This window comes from Microbacterium sp. A93, from assembly GCF_051842835.1.
This window is the reverse complement of record NZ_JBPXMT010000003.1, coordinates 142,912-160,736: the sequence shown is the minus strand read 5'-3', so window position 1 is coordinate 160,736 and position 17,825 is coordinate 142,912. Positions and strand designations below refer to the sequence as shown.

The following is a 17,825-nucleotide window of genomic DNA, read 5'->3' as shown; positions in this document are numbered from 1 at the left end:
AGAAGCTGTGGTCCGGATCAAGGGACTCAAAAGGCCCGAACCCGCGATGCATCGCGGATCCGGGCCTCTGACCAGGTTCTCAGCCGGGACGTCTCAGAGACGTTTTTAGAAGTCCCAATCCTCGTCCTCGGTGTTCTCGGCCTTGCCGATCACGTAGGACGAGCCCGACCCGGAGAAGAAATCGTGATTCTCGTCCGCGTTCGGGGACAGTGCCGAGAGGATGGCCGGGTTCACATCGGTCACGGTGGACGGGAACATCCCCTCGTACCCGAGGTTCATCAGGGCCTTGTTGGCGTTGTAGTGGAGGAACTTCTTCACGTCCTCCGCCAGGCCGACGGAGTCGTAGAGGTCATGGGTGTACTGGACCTCGTTCTCGTACAGCTCGAACAGCAGCTCGAAGGTGTAATCCTTGAGTTCCTGCTGACGTTCCGCAGATTCCGTCTCCACTCCACGCTGGTACTTGTACCCGATGTAGTAGCCGTGCACCGCCTCGTCACGGATGATCAACCGGATCATGTCCGCGGTGTTCGTGAGCTTGGCCCGCGAGGACCAGTACATCGGCAGGTAGAAGCCCGAGTAGAAGAGGAAGGACTCCAGGATGGTGGAGGCCACCTTCTTCTTCAGCGCATCGTCACCGTGGTAGTAGTCCAGGATGATCTGGGCCTTCTTCTGCAGGTTCGCGTTCTCACGGGACCAGCGGAAGGCGTCGTCGATCTCCTTGGTGTTCGCCAACGTGGAGAAGATCGAGGAATAGCTCTTGGCGTGCACCGACTCCATGAAGGCGATGTTGGTGTACACCGCCTCCTCGTGGGTGGTCAGCGAGTCCGGGATGAGCGAGACGGCACCGACGGTGCCCTGGATGGTGTCCAGCAGGGTCAGGCCGGTGAAGACCCGCATGGTCAGCGTCTTCTCATCCTCGGTCAGTGTGGCCCAGGACTGGATGTCATTGGACAGCGGAACCTTCTCCGGGAGCCAGAAGTTGGAGGTCAGGCGGTTCCACACCTCAACGTCCTTGTCATCCTGGATGCGGTTCCAGTTGATTGCCTCGACAGTCTCGAGGGTCTTGACAGCGTCGGCCATCATCGTGGTGTTGTCCTCATTTCAGTACGGGTTTCGGTGCGTGGCGGGCGTCACTCAGAGCATGCAGCTGACGCAGCCCTCCACCTCGGTGCCTTCCAGCGCGAGCTGACGCAGGCGGATGTAGTAGATGGTCTTGATGCCCTTGCGCCACGCGTAGATCTGGGCCCGGTTCAGGTCACGGGTGGTGGCCGTGTCCTTGAAGAACAGGGTCAGGGACAGGCCCTGGTCCACGTGCTGGGTCGCTGCGGCGTAGGTGTCGATGACCTTCTCGTAGCCGATCTCGTACGCGTCGTCGTAGTACTCGAGGTTCTCGTTCGTCAGGTAGGGAGCCGGGTAGTAGACGCGGCCCAGCTTGCCCTCCTTGCGGATCTCGACCTTCGAGGCGACCGGGTGGATCGAGGAGGTGGAGTTGTTGATGTAGGAGATCGAGCCGGTCGGTGGCACGGCCTGGAGGTTCTGGTTGAAGATCCCGTGTTCCATCACGGAGGCCTTCAGCTCGCGCCAATCCGCCTGGGTGGGGATGGACACGTTGGAACCGGCGAACAGCTCGGCCACCTTCGGGGTGGCCGGCTCCCAGACCTGCTCCGTGTACTTGTCGAAGAACTCGCCGGAGGCGTACTTCGAGTCGTTGAAGCCGCCGAACCGCTCACCGGTCTCGATCGAGATCAGGTTGGAGGACCGCAGCGCGTGGAATAGCACCGTGTAGAAGTAGATGTTCGTGAAGTCGATGCCCTCCTCCGAACCGTAGTGGACCCGCTCGCGCGCCAGGTAGCCGTGCAGGTTCATCTGGCCCAGCCCGATGGCGTGGGAGGAGTTGTTGCCGTTGACGATCGACGGCACCGAGACGATCTCGGACATGGTGGACACCGCGGTGAGCGCCCGGATGGCGGTCTCGATGGACTTGCCGAAGTCCGGCGAGTCCATGGTCTTGGCGATGTTCATGGAACCGAGGTTGCAGGAGATGTCCTTGCCGACGCTCGAGTAGGTCAGATCCTCGTTGAACTCCGAGGCCTCCGAGACCTGGAGGATCTCGGAGCACAGGTTGGACATGGTGATCCGGCCCTTGATCGGGTTGGCCTCGTTCACGGTGTCCTCGAACACGATGTACGGGTAGCCGGACTCGAACTGGATCTCGGCGAGCGTCTGGAAGAACTCGCGGGCGTTGATCTTGGTCTTCTTGATCCGCGCGTCGTCGACCATCTCGTAGTACTTCTCCGAGACGGAGATCTCGGTGAACGGCTTGCCGTAGACGCGCTGCACGTCATACGGGCTGAAGAGGTACATGTCCTCGTTCGTCTTGGCCAGCTCGAAGGTGATGTCCGGGATGACGACGCCCAGGGACAGGGTCTTGATCCGGACCTTCTCGTCCGCGTTCTCGCGCTTGGTGTCCAGGAACCGGTAGATGTCCGGGTGGTGTGCGTGCAGGTAGACGGCGCCGGCACCCTGACGGGCACCCAGCTGGTTGGCGTAGGAGAAGGAGTCTTCCAGGAGCTTCATCACGGGGATGACGCCGGAGGACTGGTTCTCGATCTGCTTGATCGGCGCGCCGTGCTCGCGGATGTTGGTCAGGGACAGGGCCACGCCGCCGCCGCGCTTGGAGAGCTGCAGGGAGGAGTTGATGCTCCGCGCGATCGACTCCATGTTGTCCTCGATGCGCAGCAGGAAACAGGAGACGAGCTCACCGCGCTGGGCCTTGCCGGCGTTGAGGAAGGTGGGGGTCGCGGGCTGGAAACGGCCGCCGACCATCTCCTCCACGAGTTCCGTGGCCAGCTGCTCGTCGCCCTGGGCCAGGTGGAGGGCCACCATGCAGACGCGGTCCTCGTAGCGCTCGAGGTAGCGATTGCCGTCGAAGGTCTTCAGCGCGTAGGAGGTGTAGAACTTGAACGCACCGAGGAAGGTCGGGAAGCGGAACTTGAGCTGGTAGGCGCGGTCCCACAGGGCCGTCCTGAACTCGGCGGAGTACTGCTCCAGCGTCTCAGCCTCGTAGTAGTCATGGTCCACGAGATAGGTCAGCTTCTCATCCAGGTCATGGAAGAAGACCGTGTTGTTGTTGACGTGTTCCAGGAAGTACTGCCGCGCGGCGGCGCGGTCGGCTTCGAACTGGATCTTGCCGTCCGCCCCGTAGAGGTTCAGCATGGCGTTCAGTTCGTGGTACCCGAGGTTCTGCCATGCTGCCGGCAGCTCCTTGGTCGAGCGGTTCATGTCTTGTTCGGTGACTGTCATCCCCAAAACCTTTCCAATCCTTCGCGCACGGCCGTGACATCCTCCGGTGTGCCCATGAGTTCAAATCTGTACATGAGGGGGACCTGGCACTTGCGTGCCACAATCTCCCCGCCGAGGCAGTAGGCCTCGTAGAAGTTCGTGTTCCCTGCGGCGATGACGCCTCGGACCAGGTCCCGGTTCGTCTTGACGTTGAGGAATTTGATGACCTGCTTCGGCACGGCCCCCTTGCCGTCTCCCCCGCCATAGGTGGGCAGGGCGAGGACGAAAGGTTCCGTGGCCAGGAGGGTCGGCTTCCTGGTGATGAGCGGCAGCCGCGCCGTCTCACCCTCCGGATATCCCAGCTTGGAGATGAAGCGGTGCGTGTAGCCCGACGCCGAGGAGAAGTAGATCAGCCGGGCTGCCGTGCGCTGCGGGGCACCGGGCTCCGCACCATCCACCGGCCTGCGGTCGCTGACCACGCTTGTCATGTTGGCCTCGAGTACCTCAGGCCACCGAGACGGCGGCGGTGGCCAGCTCGTCGATCTTGTCCGGGCGGAAGCCGGACCAGTGCTCGGCACCGGCCATCACGACCGGGGCCTGCATGTACCCCAGGGCGCGGACACGCTCCAGGGCGTCGACATCCTGGGACATGTCCACGGTCTCGTAGGCGATGCCCTTCTTGTCCAGCGCCCGGTAGGTGGCATTGCACTGGACGCAAGCCGGCTTGGAGTAAACGGTGACGGTCATGGTCATTCCCCTGTCCTCGGTTACCGCATCCGGAAGAGGCCGGACCGGCGAGCATTTCTGGTCTGTGGTCTGTGTTCATACGTCATGGCCCTGAAGGGCACCGCCGGCCTGCTGAACAAGGCGTGAAGCGGTGGATCCGAGCCGGTCCGGCTCCATCAGCACCCTCATGCGCCGCGGTCCGAACCACTGAGTCCAATACTACATCTAGTGGTGGAGGTAGGGAACAACCACAAGATCCTGTCTTACATGTTTGTCATTAGTTTCCCCCAACTCATCCACAGGGCCTGTGGATGAGCTGGCGGTGGCCGGTCCGCCTGAAACGGCGGAATCACGCCGATCGTCGGTGACCGGACCGGGAACGTCCACAGGGTGTGGACGTCCACACGAGAAGTTGTGCACAGATGGTCCGGTCGCAGACCCCCGGCGTGTCTCCTCGACGCGGGCGGCGTGTCGGCCGGCGAGCTACCCTCAGTGGCACCACCAGCACCCATCCAGCACCCCCGCCAGGAGCTCCGTATGCCCACACCCCACCCCCACCATCCCAGCGAGAGTCCAACTCCGAGTCCAACCCCGAGTCTGACCCCGACTCCAGCCCCGACTCCAGCCGTCGGCTCCCCCGGTCCGGACGCACCCCGCCGGCTCGTCAACACCCGAGAGCTGATCAGCGGCTCCGGGCCTGCTGCGCCGGGTGCTGTCTGGAAACTGGAGGAACCGGTGCGGGACCTCGATTCGAACGTCGTCTCCCTGCCGGCCGGGGACGGCATCCAGGCGCACCAGGGCCCCGGCCTCGACGTGCTCATCCACGTCCTCGACGGTTCCGGCACCCTGGGCACCGAGACCGGGGACCTGCCGCTACGGGCCGGTGACCTGCTCTGGATGCCCCGCCGCACCCTGCGCTCCTTCACCGCCGGGACGGACGGGCTGATCTACCACACCGTGCACCAGAGGAAGCCGGGTCTCCAGCTCCAGAGGGAACGGCCCGACGTCGGGCGCTGAGCAGACACCCGCAGCAGTCACCCGAACTCAGGAATCCTGCCCCAGCTGCCCCAGGGCGTCCCCGATGGCCCGGTGCAGCGTGGGGTAGGCCCACGGGATCCTCATCAGCTCGGCCACCCGGACCCGGGCATGTACCGCCACGGTCAGGGCCCCCACGATCTCCCCGGCCTGGGGTCCCACCACGCTGGCGCCGACCAGCACCTGCCCGACCTCCGAACCACCAATGCCCGAACCACCAACTCCCGAACCGCCGGCTCCCACTCCACCGTCCCGCGCCACCAGGGTGAGGTGCCCCGCCACCTCATCGATCCAGCCGCGGCTGGAGGAGGCCAGGTCCACCCGGGCGACCCTCACCTCGCCCCCGCCGTCCCGCGCCGCGCGCTCGGAGAGCCCGACGGCGGCCACCTCCGGATCCGTGTACGTCACCCGGGGCACGGAGTCCCGGGGGAACGGCTTCGGCTCCGTACCGTCGTGCTGCCCGCCGAGCAGCTGCCCCGCCACCACGGCCGACTGGGCCACAGACGTGTGGGTGAAGGGCCCGGCACCGGTCATGTCGCCGAGGGCGTAGCGGCCCGGCACCGGTTGTCCCCCGCCGTCCAGGATCCGGCACCACTCGTCCACCCGGACCTCGTCGCGGGGCATGCGACCGGTGGCCAGCAGCACATGGTCCACGCTGAGCGACTCCCCCGTGGACAGGGTCACGTCCACCGGACCGGAGGGAGTCGGCAGACCGTGGGAGGACTCGTAGCGGGTGATATCGCTCGTGGTCACGCCGGTGATCTCCGTCCCGGTCCGCACGTCGATCCCCTCAGCCCGGAAGCGCTCCGCCAGCAGGTCGCCGGCCTGGGGCACCTCGCCCGAGAGCAACCGCCCACCACGGACCACCAGAGTGATGCGGACCCCGAAGCCGGCCAGTGCCTGGGCCAGTTCACAGGCGAGGGGTCCGCCGCCCACGATCGCCAGGGACGCCGGGAGCGTCTGTGCGGTGACCACGTCCCGGTGCGTCCAGGCCTCCCGCTCCGGCAGGCCGGGGATCGGCGCCAGCGAGGGGACGGACCCCGTGTTCAGCACCACCGCCCGGCTCGCGGTCCACCGCTGGGGCGTGCCGCCGCCGTCCGGGGTGATGGTGACCGCGTGGTGCCCCTGCCCGCCCCGGCCTCCGGAAGTGGACGGCGCCCCGGGACCGGACGGGCCGCCGTCGACCGTGGCCTGGCCGCGCAGGAAGGTGACGCCCGCATCGGTGAGCCGCTCCACCGCCACCCGGTCGTCCCAGTGGTCCGTGGCGTCCTGCCGGATGCGGGTCGCCACCCGCTCCCAGTCCGGTTCGTCACGGCGGGACTCGTGCAGCATCATCTTGCTCGGGATGCAGCCGTAGTAGGGGCACTCACCGCCCACCAGATGGGATTCCACGGCTGCCACCCGCCATCCGCCGCGGGCCAACCGTGCGGCCAGGTCCTCACCACCGGGGCCAAGCCCGATCACGATCGCGTCGACGCTCCGCTCGGGGTGCTGGTCGACGGGGTGCTGATCGACGGAGTGCTGATCCTCGTGGGCCGGTGCAACCTGCTGCTCGCTGTCCATGCCCCTACCGTCCCACTCCGCAGTACCCACCGGCTATGGCTCCGGCCCCGGCCGGTGCGTACGGTGGGTCCATGGTCACTGTTGCCGAGAACCTCGTCCAGACGCTGTCCCTCAACGGCGTGCAGCGTGTCTACGGAATCCCCGGGGATTCACTCAACGCCGTCACCGAGTCCCTGCGGACCCACCCCGAGATCGAGTGGGTGCATGTGCGCCACGAGGAGACCGCGGCGTTCGCGGCCGGGGCGGAGGCGGAGATGACCGGTGAGCTCGCCGTCTGCGCCGGCAGCTGTGGGCCCGGCAACCTGCACCTGATCAACGGCCTCTACGATGCGAACCGCAACAGGGTCCCGGTGCTGGCCATCGCCGCGCACATCCCCACGGAGGAGATCGGCACCACCTACTTCCAGGAGACCCACCCGCAGGACCTGTTCCGCGAGTGCTCCGTCTACGTGGAGTACGTGGCCGACCCGAAGCAGATGCCGCGGCTGCTGGAGGTGGCCATGCGCGCCGCGATCGAGCAGCGCGGCGTGGCGGTCCTGGTCATCCCCGGGGATGTGGCCTCGGCGCCCGCCCAGAGCGAACGGCGCACGCTCGTGCGCAGGACGCGCTCCGCCGTCGTGCCCCTGCCGGACCAGCTCCAACAGGCTGCTGAGATGCTCAATGCCGCCAAGAGCGTGACCATCCTCGGCGGTGCCGGCACCGCCGGTGCCCACGCCGAGGTGATGCAGCTGGCCGAGAAGCTGAACGCCCCGGTGGTGCATGCCATGCGCGGCAAGGAACACCTGGAGTATGACAACCCCTTCGACGTCGGCATGACCGGACTGCTCGGCTTCGCCAGCGGCTACAAGGCCATGTGCGAGGCCGACGCCATCCTGATGCTGGGCACCGACTTCCCGTACCCGCAGTTCTATCCGGACGACGCCACGGTGATCCAGGTGGACCTGCGCGGTGAGCACATCGGCCGGCGGCACCCGGTGGACCTGGCCCTGGTCGGCGGGGTGCGCGAGACCGCGGCGGCCCTCGTGCCGATGCTGGAGACGAAGAAGGACAAGCACCTCAAGGACGCGCGGAAGCACTACGTCAAGACCCGCGAGAAACTGGACGACCTCGCCACCCCCTCGCGCCGGGGCGCCGCCGTGCACCCGCAGTACCTGGCCCGCCGGATCAGCGCACTCGCCGCGCAGGACGCGGTGTTCATCCCGGACGTCGGCTCCCCCGTGGTCTATGCCGCCCGGTACCTCGAGATGAACGGACAGCGCCGGCTGCTCGGCTCGTTCTCCCACGGCTCGATGGCGAATGCGGTCCCCCAGGCGATCGGGGTGCTGGCCCAGGACCGCGGGCGGCAGACGGTCACGCTGTCCGGCGACGGCGGGCTGACCATGCTGCTGGGTGACCTCCTCACGCTCGTGCAGATGGACTTGCCCGCGAAGGTGGTGGTGTTCAACAACTCCTCGCTGAACTTCGTGGAGCTGGAGATGAAGGCCGCCGGGCAGCTGCCCTTCGCCACCACCCTGGAGAACCCCGACTTCGCCGCGGTGGCCCAGGCCATGGGCGTCAAGGGGATCCGGGTGGAGGACTCACGGGACGTGGACGCGGCCCTGACCGAGGCCTTCGCCCACGATGGACCGGCCCTCGTGGACGTGGTCACCGACCCGCAGGAACTCACGATTCCCCCGGCCATCCAGCTGGAGCAGGCCAAGGGCTTCGCTCTGTACTCCCTGCGCACGGTGCTCTCGGGACGCGGGGACGAACTGTTCGACCTCGCCAAGACCAATCTGCGGCAGCTGTTCTAGGGCGGATTAGGGTGGGCCCGTGGCCCGCGCACCGAAGAACCTCGTCCTCACCTATCTGCTGTGCCTGGCGCTCGGGCTCCTGGGTGCACACCAGTGGTATCTGGGGAACCGCCCCGCCGGTGCCCTCTACCTCATCCTGACGGTCGCCGGGATCGCCAGCGCCTCCTGGGGCATCGGGTTCGTCTTCGGGGGGCTCGTGATCCTGCTCTGCCTGATCGACCTGATGCGTCTCCCCGGCCAGGTCCGGGCGGCCAACGGAGGCCTGAACTGACCTGACGCCGGACGCGGCCCGGCCGTAGGCTCGCCTCGGCGCTGTCCCCCGAGAGAGGGAATCCTACGACGATCAACGGCCGCCCCTCGGGGCATGGCCGGCTCGCACCGACCCGGCCGTCGACCGCCGGCGGCAGCGCTAGGACCGCGAGGAGCAGTTCCGGCCGCCACTGACCAGCAGTGAGATGGTCCGAGGTCCCACGGATCTGGTAGACCGACCTCGGCTGGTACCACGTCCTGACAATCACGATCGTGATCGGCTTCGTCCTCTGGGCCGCCCTGTCCGAAGAGGGCAAGGTCCGGCTCGGTCCGGGCCACTCCCGCCCCCGGTACAAGCTATTCACTTGGATCGTCCAGAACATCGGCCGGTTGATCTTCACCCTCCCGGAACGCACACTGCAGACGTTCGCCTACGGCATCTACGGGACCAGCATGACCTTGAGCGCCTCGCGGGCATCCATGGCGGCATACGCCGCCGGCGCCTCGGCCAACGGCATCGAGACGTCGAAGACCCGGCCGGGTTGGATCTCCCCGGAGAGCACCTGCGGGATCGCCCCGTCCAGGTAACGGCGCACCGGTGCCGTCCCTCCGGTCAGGGTGATGTTGTGCAGGAACAGCGGGCCGCCCAGGGGTGCCTCCTTGTACTGCGGGACGCCCACGCGTGAGATGGTGCCACCGGGACGGATCACGCCCACCGCCTGATCGAAGGCCGGCCGGTGCCCCACGGCCTCCAGGACCACGTGGGTCCCCTCTCCGCCGGTCAACTCGCGCACGGCGTTGATGCCCTCCTCGCCGCGCTCGGCCACTACCTCGGTGGCACCGAACTCCCGGCCCAGGTCCGTGCGGGAGGCATGGCGGCCCATCAGGATGATCCGTTCGGCACCGAGCTGGCGGGAGGCCAGGACCGCGGAGAGTCCGACGGCGCCGTCTCCGATGACGGTGACCGTCTTCCCGGGGGCCACCTGGCCCATGGTGGCGGCATGGAGTCCGGTCAGGTAGACGTCTGAGAGGGAGAGCAGCCCGGCCAGCAGTTCCTCCGAGCCGTTGCCGGTCCCGTCGGTGTCCGGGACGACGACCAGGGTCCCGTCCGCCTGCGGGACCCGGACGTACTCCGCCTGTAGGCCGATGCCGTGGCCACCGAAGAAGCCGCCGTGCTGGCAGGAGACGTGGAATCCCTCACGGCAATAGACGCAGGTGTTGTCCTGGAAGGTGAAGGAGGAGACCACCAGCTCACCGCGCCGCAACGAGGTGACCGCGGAACCGGTCTCCTCCACCACGCCGATCACCTCGTGTCCCATGGGGCTGCCGTGGTCCGAGGACTTCATCGAGTGGTACGGGTGCAGGTCCGAGCCGCAGACGCAGGACCGCACGGTCCGGATGATCGCGTCCGTGGGCTCGAGGATGGAGGGGTCCGGGACGGTCTCGACCCGGACATCGCCGGCAGCGTACATGAGGGTGGCTTTCATGGGTCCCACGCTACCGGGGAACGCGAACCAACCGCTGACAGGGAGCAGGTCCAACCTCTACCCTGCGGTCATGAGCACCGAAGCCGCCATAGCCTCTGGACCCTCCCGCCGCACCATCATCCTCAGCTCATCGGTCATCGCCGCCTCGGCGGCCATGCTGCAGATCCAGGTGCACGAGTATGCACACGGGATCACCGCGGCCGTCCAGGGCGCCCCGGCCACCATCAGCTCGCTGATGGCCGAGCACCAGCCCGCCCCCGGGGTGGATGACACGCTGGCGACCCTGGCCGGGCCGCTTGTCTCGATCGTCCTGGCTGTCATTCTCTACGCCGCGTCACGGCCCCTGCCCGCCGGCTATCTGCGGGCCTTCCTCACATGGATGTCCCTCGCCGCGGCGCAGGGCACCTTCGGCTACCTCATGGTCGGGATGTTCATGCCGGTCGGGGACACCGCCGTCCTCTTCGAGACCTGGGGGTTCTCGTCGATCGGCTACATCGCCGCCGGGATCATCGGCATCGCGGGGATGTTCCTCCTCTCTTACCTGCTGTCACGGGAGCTCCTGCGGACGCTGTCGGACCCCGGCGACGTCGTCGCCGCGTCCGTGATGACCTGGCTGGTGGCCACGGCCGTCCTGGCGGCCGTCTATACCAGCGCCGCCCTGATCGCCGGGTACAACGCCGAGCACCTCGTGCCCACCCTCATCGGCGCGACGACGGCGCTCGTCTTCGCGCCCCTGGCCACCATCTGGTGGCAGCGGGTCCCCCACCTGCACCAGCCGTGGAGTCACGGCTCCCCGGTGGTGCAGGTGGTGGTGCTGGTCCTCGCCATCGCCGTGGTCCTCTGGCACGCGTTGGCACCGGTCACGATCGGCTGACTATTCGCTCAGCTGCGGGCTGCTCGCCGGGCCCAGGCCGCTCCCGACTCCTTCGGCCACCGCCGAGCCCAGGGACGGGGCACCCCAGACATGGCCGTGCTCGCCGCCGGCGGTGATGGCGAATCCTGGTGGGATCAGCAGGTCGTCTGCGCGGATCTCGTCCAGGGTGGCGTGGCCGTTGCCCATCATGGCGGCCTTCAGGCCGTCCTTCATGATGTCCAGCACGTTCTCCACGCCGGACTGGCCGTTGGCACTCATGCCCCACAGGTAGGCCCGGCCGATCAGCACGCCCCGGGCCCCCAGGGCCAGGGCCTTGTAGACGTGGGAACCGCGGCGGATGCCGCCGTCGAGGTACACCTCGACCTCGTCTCCCACCGCCTCGGCGACGGCCGGCAGCAACCTGATGGTGGCCGGCGTCGTGTCCAGGTTGTTGCCGCCGTGGTTGGAGACGGAGATGGCCGTGACCCCGGCGTCCCGCGCGGACTTGGCGTCATCCACGCGGGTGATGCCCTTGACCATGAAAGGCCCGTCCCACTGGGCGCGCAGCCAGGCGATGTCCTCCCAGGTGGGGATCTGGGTCTGGCGCCACCAGCCCATGGCCTCAAAGAAGCCAGGTACGGGCTCCCCCTTCGGCACGGCGTTGGGCACGGACAGCTCCGGCGGGGACAGGGTCTTCGCCCAGTCCATGGCATAGCCGAACTTGCGGCCCAGGACGATTTCCGGAACGTACTTCAGGATCGTCTTGAGGTTCATCTCCTGCGGGATCTCGGGGCTGCCCCAGTCACGGCCGTAGCCGTTGGTCCAGTCCAGGGAGATGATCAGCCCGGCCGTGCCCGCCTCCTGGGCGCGCTGGGCCAGGGCCAGCATCTGCTCACGCCCCCCGGACCAGTACAGCTGGAAGAAGGTGCGCCCCGGGTTCTCCGGCATGACGTCCTCCATGGCCTTGGAGGAGTAGGCCCCCAACCCCATGGCGGCACCGCGGTTGTTGGCGGCCCGCGCCACGGCGATCTCCCCGTCCGGGTGCACGGCCTGGACACCGGTCGGCGAGATCATCACGGGTAGGTCCACCGGCACACCCATGATGGTGGTGGAGGTGTCCTGGGCCAGGGGGTTGCCGGTGATCTTCGGCGCGAAGCCGAGCTCCGAGAACGCATCGATGTTGTTCTGCACGGTCATGCCGCGCTCCGAACCGGCCACCAGGGCCATGTACACGGACTTCGGCAGGCGTCTCTTCGCCCGGCGCTGGGCCTCCGCCACGCTCTCGAACCACGGGTTTGTCATGGTGATGCCAACCTTTCTGTCAGTCTTCTTGGTCTGAATTGATCTGAATTGGTCTGTACTGGCCTGTACTGGTCGTCACGGACTCAGCATCCGGGTCAGGGCACGGGGCAGGTCCCGGAACGTGTGCACCGTCTCCATCCGGCCCCGGCCCCACCGGGTCAGGTCACGGGCCATCTCCAGGTCCTTCTCCCCCGAGGTGTCCAGGAGGACATCCAGCCGGGGCAGCGTCGCGGCCACGGTGCGGGGATCGGGGCCGGCGTTGTGGACGCAGTCGGACAGCAGCAGCACCCGGCCCTCGGCCTGAGGGACCGTGGCCAGTTCGTCGCGGGCCAGCCGCAGGGGATGCTCCACGTTCGTCAGTCCGCGCGCCGGGATGCGAACCAGCAGGTCGAGGATCTCGGCCGGAGTCCCTGCACGTCCCATCGGGGCCAGGATCGCCGCGTCTGACCAGAAGGCGATCACGGCCAGATCGTCCCGGGCGAACTCTCCCGCGAGGGCACCCACCGCGGCGGCAGCCGACCTGATCCTCTCGCCCCGCATAGACCCCGAGACATCGAGCGCCAGCACCATGGCCCGGCGCTGCCGGACACGCTCGCGCACCACGATGTCCGAGGCATCCGGCACCGGCTGGGCCACCAGGTTCTCCACCGTGGCCTCGACGTCGATGTCCTCGGCACTGCCCGCAAAGGGCAGCCGCTCCAACTCGCCCAATCTCCGCCGCGGCCGTGTCTGCCGCGGCGGCTGTGGGATCGACAGGGCGGAGGCGATCTCCCGGGCCCGCTCCAAGACCTCGAGGTCGGCGTCTTCCTCCAGGTCCGCCAGGTCGATGACGTGGCTGTCCTCGCCCGTCTCCCCCGGTGCTGCGGTCCCCCGGGCTCGGATTCCACCACGGTCGCGTCCGGCCCCGGTGGCCATCAGCACCTGGCTGCCACCCTCGCCGGTCGCCGGCTGGAACACGGTCGGCTCCTCGTCCAGGACCTTGGGCCGACGACGACGGCCGCTCGCCTTCTGCGTCCGCCGCACGATGGGAGCGTCGGCCTCGATCTGCCTTCAACCCGGCTCCGCCGCCGCCGGGTGCAGGATGAAGTGATCCTCCCAGATTTCCCGCAGCACGCGCTCCGGCGTGGTCCCGGCGGACTCGTCCACATGGATGCGCCCGGAGAGGGCCACCAGTGCAGCATCGAGGACGGCCTCGGCGTAGCGGCGTCGGTTGTCCTCCTCCGCCGTCACCCGCCCCTCACCCGGGGAGTCGATACCGTGCAGCGCCAGCAGTTGGCCGGCCACCAGGACCAGGTCGATCGCGCCGCGCACCGAGCTGCCCTGACGGGTGTCCTCGCGCTCGCGGGTGGCCCGGGTCAGGGCCACCGCATCCGTGACCAGAGCGTCGGTGAGGTCCACCGAGACGTCAGCGCCGCCGTCGGGCCCCCCATCGGTGCGCAGCGCCACGATCTGCCGTTCGGCCTGCGCATCCTGATATCCCAGGACCAGTCGGTTGAACCGATCATGGACGGAGGTGGACAGCCGGGTGGTCCCGACATGGTCGTAGGGGTTCATGGAACCGATGATCCGGAAGGTCGACTGGGCCGGGAAGGTGCCGATCCGCGGAATGGTGACCTCACGCTCGGCCATCGCGGTCAGCAGGGTGTTCAGGGTGTCGTCCGGGGCACGGTTGAACTCCTCGATATACAGGAAGCCCCCCTCGCGCATGGCCCGCACGAGAGGCCCGTCCACAAAGTTCTCGTCCCGGTAGCCCTCCCTCAGCACCCGCGCAGGGTCATGTCCGCCGAGCAATTTGGACGGCGTCAGGTCCGCGTTGCCCTCCACGAGGACGAACGGGATGCCCCATTCCTCCGCGATGGCCCGCAGGATCGTGGACTTCGAGGTGCCGGGCGGTCCTTCCAGCAGGATGTCCCGCCCGGCCGCCACCGCGGCGAGGACCAGGTCGAGCTCCCGCTCCCGGCCGACGACGCGGTCGCCGACGCTGGCGCGCACGCGAGACACGTGGCTCGTGTCCCGTAGGCCGGTGCTCTGGATGCCCATTCTTCCCCTCGTTGATCTTCCCCTGGTTGCCGTCGTCGTGGCCCGTCCTACTGGACTGCTGCGCCTCCATCGACCGGAATCTGACCGCCTGAGACGTAGTACGACTCATCGGAGGCCAACCAGAGCACGGCGTTGGACACGTGAATGGGCTCGATCCACGCCTTGCCGAAGGGGTTCAGCCCGGCGAAGGCGGCCTCTGCATCGGAGGCCGTCGGTTCGTCCAGATCCGGCCGGAAGAGCCCGTACGTCCTCTTGTTCTTGACCATCGGTGTGTCGATCGAGTTCGGGTGGATGGTGTTGACCCGGATCCCGTGCGGCCCCAGTTCATTCGCCAGGACCTTCATCAACCCGACGATCCCGTGCTTCGCGGTCGTGTACGCGGCAACATTCGCCAGGCCCTTGAAGCCCGCGAGCGAGGAGATGATGATGACGGACCCTCCCGCGCCCGCCTTGATCAGGTGCTCAGCTGCCGCCGCGTAGGTGTGCCAGACCCCCGTGAGATTGATGTCCTGGATGTCCTTCCACGACGACTCACTGACCTCGTGCGTGTCCGGTCCGAAGGTGAAGATCCCCGCGTTGGCCACGATGGCGTTGACGGCACCGAGCTCGGCCACCCCGTCATTGACCGCAGCCTTCAAGGCGTCGAGATCGCGAACATCCGCCACCCGCGTGATGATGCGGCGTTCCAAGGCCTCCACGAGTCTCGCGGTCTCCTGGAGCTCCTCCTCCCCCGGCAGGTCGTAGAAGCCCTCAAGACTCTCCACGGGTGCACAGAGATCGACGGCGATGATGTCCGCGCCCTCCTCGGCCAGCCGGAGTGCGTGGCTCCGGCCCTGACCGCGGGCGGCGCCGGTGATGAAGACGACCTTGCCTTCCATACGTCCTGCCATGATGTGACTCCTCAGTCTGATGGGGTGCTGCTCGGGGGAAGTACTCGGGAGTAGTAGCGGTCAGAAGATGACGGATTTGAGGCCGGCGCCGGCGTCGACGGGCAATGGGACACCGGTGACGTAGCGGCCCTCCTCCGAGGAGAGGAAGAGCACCGCATTGGAGATGTCCACCGCCTCGATCCACGGGATCGGCAGGGAGTTCATGGCCTGGGAGGTCGCGGCGAATTCCTCGTCCGTGGGATTCTCCAGGTCGGGGCGGAAGAGCTTCTTGGTGGCCTCGTTCATGATCATGGGCGTGTCCACCTGGGTCGGGTGGATGGAGTTGACCCGGATGTTGTGGGGCGCCAACTCGATGGCCAGGGTCCGCATCAGCCCGACCAGACCGTGCTTGGCCGAGACGTAGTGGGCGATGTTCGCCATGCCCTTGAGCCCCGCCAGTGAACTGGTGATGACGATCGAGCCGCCGTTGCCTCCGGCTTTGAGATGTGGGATGGCTGCCTTGGCCGTATGCCAGACGCCGGTGAGGTTGATGTCGATCATCGACTGCCAGCCGTCCTCGGACAGGACGTCGGCCTCGGCCATCTCCCCCGAGATGCCCGCATTGGCCGAGACGATGTCGATGCGGCCGAACTCCGCCATACCCTCATCAGCCAAGGCCTTCAGGGCGTCATAGTCCCGGACATCGGCTTGCTTCGCGATGATCCTTCGGTCCAGGGCCTCGACCTGGCGGACCGTTTCCGCGAGGTCCTCCGGGGTGGGCCCTGCGTAGGGGACGTGCTCGACATCAGAGCAGATGTCGAACGTGATGATGTCCGCGCCCTCCTCCGCCAACCGCACCGCGTGGCTTCTGCCTTGCCCGCGTGCGCCGCCGGAGATGAACGCGACTTTGCCTTCGAGACGTGCACCCATGATGTTTTGACTCCTTCAGTCGGTGGACCTTGGGTCTATTGGTGGTCTATCGGTGGTCTAGGACGCCGGCGGGACGAACCCGGCCAGGGGATCGATCTCACAGGCGCTGACGGGCGGCCGGGCGGGGACTCCCATGCCGATGCTCACCGCCACGGGGCGGGACTTGGCCCGGGGCCGGGGTGGCGAGGTCCGGTGCGAGCGGTCGACGCTGGGGCGGGGCTTGGCGTGGTCTTCCTCCCGCTCCTGGAGCAGTTCCTCGCCCAAGCCGCGCACACACTCCGGGTCCGGGCCATCCAGGGGCAGGCCGGTGAAGAACTTCGCCGCCATGCACCCACCACGGCAGCTGTCCAGGAACTCGCACCCGGAGCACGCCCCGCCGGTCTGCGGCTCACGCAGTTCCGTGAACAGCTCGGCTCCCCGCCAGACGCTGGCGAAGCCGCCGTCCGTGACCGTGTTCCCGGCCTTGAACTCGTCGTGGATCGCGAAGGGGCAGGCATAGACGTCCCCCACCGGGTCGATCAGGCAGACCACACGGCCGGCCCCGCACAGGTTCAGCCCCGGGAGGGACTCCCCGTAGGCGGAGAGGTGGAAGAACGAGTCCCCGGTCAGTACCCCCTCGCCGTGGGCCACCAGCCAGTCGTACAGCTCCCGCTGCTGCTCGGGACGCGGGTGGATGTCATCCCACACGTCCACGGCCCGGCCGGAGGGGCGCAGGCGGGTGATACGCAGCGTGGCGCCGTACTGGTCCGCCAGGGCCTTGAACTCATCCAGCTGGGGGATGTTGTGCCGGGTCATGACCACGGAGATCTTGAAGCCCTCCACCCCGGCATCACGCAGGTTCTCCATGGCGCGCACGGCCAGGTCGAAGGATCCCTTGCCCCGCAGGGCGTCATTGACCTCCGCGGTGGCCCCGTCCAGGGAGATCTGCACGTCGATATACCCGTTGTCCGCGATCCGCTGGGCCGCAGCGGCATCGATGCGCACGCCGTTGGTGGAGAACTTCACGCCCACGTCATGGCTGGTGGCATACTCGACGATCTCCCAGAAGTCGGACCGGACGGTCGGTTCACCGCCGCCGATGTTCACGTAGAAGACCTGCATCCGCTGCAGTTCGTCGATGATCTCCTTGCACTGCTCGGTGGACAGCTCGTTCGGGTCACGGCGCCCGGAGGCCGAGAGACAGTGTGAACAGCTCAGGTTGCAGGCGTAGGTCAGCTCCCAGGTCAGGCAGATCGGGGAATCGAGTCCACGCTCGAAGTGGTCGATGAGGCTTGGTCGGCGCTCGGGTGCGAGGGTCACGGGTCACTCCAGGGGTGGCAGTCAGGGTCGGCGGTGGATCAGTCAGCAGTGGATCAGGCGGAGAATCGGTGGGCGATCAGGCACGCTCGGAGGCCGGCAGCAGCATGTCCGTCTCGGCCAGCCGCTGCAGGGCGGACACATAGCCGGGACGGGCCCCGTCCTCGATGCCCAGAGCCGTGAAGGTGGCGTCCACGCTCGGGAAGTCCGCCAGTGCGGTGACCAGTTCCACGAGGCGGGTGTCCTTCAGGAAGCTCAGACGCCGGGTACCGAAGTGATAGAGCAACGCACCGAAAGGCTCGGGCCGCACCGCGACGCGGGGATTCAGGAGCCAGGCCGCCCCGGGATCGAGGACGGGCCCCGATCCCAGGACAGCGGCTGCGGACGTGGTGGTCGTCAC

General features: G+C 67.5%; 17 protein-coding genes and 1 pseudogene. 5 read left to right on the top strand and 13 right to left on the bottom strand.

Annotated elements, in window-relative coordinates; translation table 11 throughout:
• Nucleotides 1-105: 105 nt before the first annotated feature.
• From nrdF to nrdH, 4 genes are read right to left on the bottom strand one after another with little or no spacing between them, the layout of a single operon-like run.
• On the bottom strand, nucleotides 106-1,080 hold the full coding sequence (nrdF, locus tag ACSU1G_RS08825) for a class 1b ribonucleoside-diphosphate reductase subunit beta (RefSeq protein ID WP_439279943.1): 975 nt from the start codon (nucleotides 1,078-1,080) through the stop codon (nucleotides 106-108).
• 54 nt (nucleotides 1,081-1,134) lie between these two features.
• Nucleotides 1,135-3,303 carry a class 1b ribonucleoside-diphosphate reductase subunit alpha gene (nrdE, locus tag ACSU1G_RS08820; protein WP_439279553.1) on the bottom strand — a complete coding sequence of 723 codons (2,169 nt, stop codon included), beginning with the start codon at nucleotides 3,301-3,303 and terminating at the stop codon, nucleotides 1,135-1,137.
• Nucleotides 3,300-3,770, bottom strand: a complete 471-nt coding sequence (gene nrdI / locus ACSU1G_RS08815; protein WP_439279552.1) for a class Ib ribonucleoside-diphosphate reductase assembly flavoprotein NrdI — start codon at nucleotides 3,768-3,770, stop codon at nucleotides 3,300-3,302. Before nrdI ends, nrdE begins: the two co-directional genes overlap by 4 nt.
• Before the next feature lie 16 nt (nucleotides 3,771-3,786).
• Nucleotides 3,787-4,029: a glutaredoxin-like protein NrdH gene (gene nrdH / locus ACSU1G_RS08810; RefSeq protein ID WP_439279942.1), complete on the bottom strand. Its 243-nt coding sequence runs from the start codon at nucleotides 4,027-4,029 to the stop codon at nucleotides 3,787-3,789.
• A gap of 516 nt (nucleotides 4,030-4,545) precedes the next feature.
• On the opposite strand from nrdH, the gene ACSU1G_RS08805 reads away from it, so the two are divergent.
• Nucleotides 4,546-5,025 (top strand): cupin, encoded by a 480-nt coding sequence (locus ACSU1G_RS08805; RefSeq protein WP_439279551.1) that lies wholly within the window; start codon nucleotides 4,546-4,548, stop codon nucleotides 5,023-5,025.
• A 27-nt stretch (nucleotides 5,026-5,052) separates the two neighbouring features.
• Here ACSU1G_RS08805 and ACSU1G_RS08800 read toward each other — a convergent pair whose 3' ends face one another.
• Nucleotides 5,053-6,606: a dihydrolipoyl dehydrogenase family protein gene (locus ACSU1G_RS08800; RefSeq protein WP_439279550.1), complete on the bottom strand. Its 1,554-nt coding sequence runs from the start codon at nucleotides 6,604-6,606 to the stop codon at nucleotides 5,053-5,055.
• Between the two features lie 71 nt (nucleotides 6,607-6,677).
• On the opposite strand from ACSU1G_RS08800, the gene poxB reads away from it, so the two are divergent.
• The 3 genes and pseudogenes from poxB to ACSU1G_RS08785 form a co-directional block, all read left to right on the top strand.
• Nucleotides 6,678-8,399: a ubiquinone-dependent pyruvate dehydrogenase gene (poxB, locus tag ACSU1G_RS08795; RefSeq protein WP_439279549.1), complete on the top strand. Its 1,722-nt coding sequence runs from the start codon at nucleotides 6,678-6,680 to the stop codon at nucleotides 8,397-8,399.
• A 19-nt stretch (nucleotides 8,400-8,418) separates the two neighbouring features.
• Entirely contained in the window at nucleotides 8,419-8,670 is a 252-nt protein-coding gene (locus ACSU1G_RS08790) for an NINE protein (protein WP_439279548.1), read from the top strand.
• Between the two features lie 227 nt (nucleotides 8,671-8,897).
• Nucleotides 8,898-9,008, top strand: a pseudogene (locus ACSU1G_RS08785) (hypothetical protein); the annotation flags it as partial.
• Nucleotides 9,009-9,088: 80 nt separating this feature from the next.
• On the opposite strand, the gene ACSU1G_RS08780 reads toward ACSU1G_RS08785, so the two are convergent.
• Nucleotides 9,089-10,135 (bottom strand): zinc-binding dehydrogenase, encoded by a 1,047-nt coding sequence (locus tag ACSU1G_RS08780; RefSeq protein WP_439279547.1) that lies wholly within the window; start codon nucleotides 10,133-10,135, stop codon nucleotides 9,089-9,091.
• 70 nt (nucleotides 10,136-10,205) lie between these two features.
• Here ACSU1G_RS08780 and ACSU1G_RS08775 point away from each other — a divergent pair, with 70 nt between their 5' ends.
• Nucleotides 10,206-11,009 carry a hypothetical protein gene (locus tag ACSU1G_RS08775; RefSeq protein WP_439279546.1) on the top strand — a complete coding sequence of 268 codons (804 nt, stop codon included), beginning with the start codon at nucleotides 10,206-10,208 and terminating at the stop codon, nucleotides 11,007-11,009.
• Here ACSU1G_RS08775 and mftD read toward each other — a convergent pair whose 3' ends face one another.
• The 7 genes from mftD to mftB all read right to left on the bottom strand — a co-directional run bounded on the left by mftD (nucleotide 11,010) and on the right by mftB (nucleotide 17,825).
• Nucleotides 11,010-12,290, bottom strand: coding sequence for a pre-mycofactocin synthase MftD (gene mftD / locus ACSU1G_RS08770; RefSeq protein ID WP_439279545.1), 1,281 nt, complete (start codon nucleotides 12,288-12,290; stop codon nucleotides 11,010-11,012).
• Between the two features lie 75 nt (nucleotides 12,291-12,365).
• Complete coding sequence (locus tag ACSU1G_RS08765; protein ID WP_439279544.1) at nucleotides 12,366-13,313, bottom strand: vWA domain-containing protein; 948 nt, start codon at nucleotides 13,311-13,313, stop codon at nucleotides 12,366-12,368.
• Nucleotides 13,314-13,340: 27 nt separating this feature from the next.
• Nucleotides 13,341-14,330 (bottom strand): AAA family ATPase, encoded by a 990-nt coding sequence (locus ACSU1G_RS08760; RefSeq protein WP_439279543.1) that lies wholly within the window; start codon nucleotides 14,328-14,330, stop codon nucleotides 13,341-13,343.
• 47 nt (nucleotides 14,331-14,377) lie between these two features.
• Entirely contained in the window at nucleotides 14,378-15,220 is an 843-nt protein-coding gene (locus tag ACSU1G_RS08755) for a mycofactocin-coupled SDR family oxidoreductase (RefSeq protein WP_439279542.1), read from the bottom strand.
• Nucleotides 15,221-15,280: 60 nt separating this feature from the next.
• On the bottom strand, nucleotides 15,281-16,129 hold the full coding sequence (locus ACSU1G_RS08750) for a mycofactocin-coupled SDR family oxidoreductase (RefSeq protein ID WP_439279541.1): 849 nt from the start codon (nucleotides 16,127-16,129) through the stop codon (nucleotides 15,281-15,283).
• A 57-nt stretch (nucleotides 16,130-16,186) separates the two neighbouring features.
• Complete coding sequence (gene mftC, locus ACSU1G_RS08745; protein WP_439279540.1) at nucleotides 16,187-17,428, bottom strand: mycofactocin radical SAM maturase; 1,242 nt, start codon at nucleotides 17,426-17,428, stop codon at nucleotides 16,187-16,189.
• Nucleotides 17,429-17,504: 76 nt separating this feature from the next.
• Nucleotides 17,505-17,825: a mycofactocin biosynthesis chaperone MftB gene (gene mftB, locus ACSU1G_RS08740; protein WP_439279539.1), complete on the bottom strand. Its 321-nt coding sequence runs from the start codon at nucleotides 17,823-17,825 to the stop codon at nucleotides 17,505-17,507.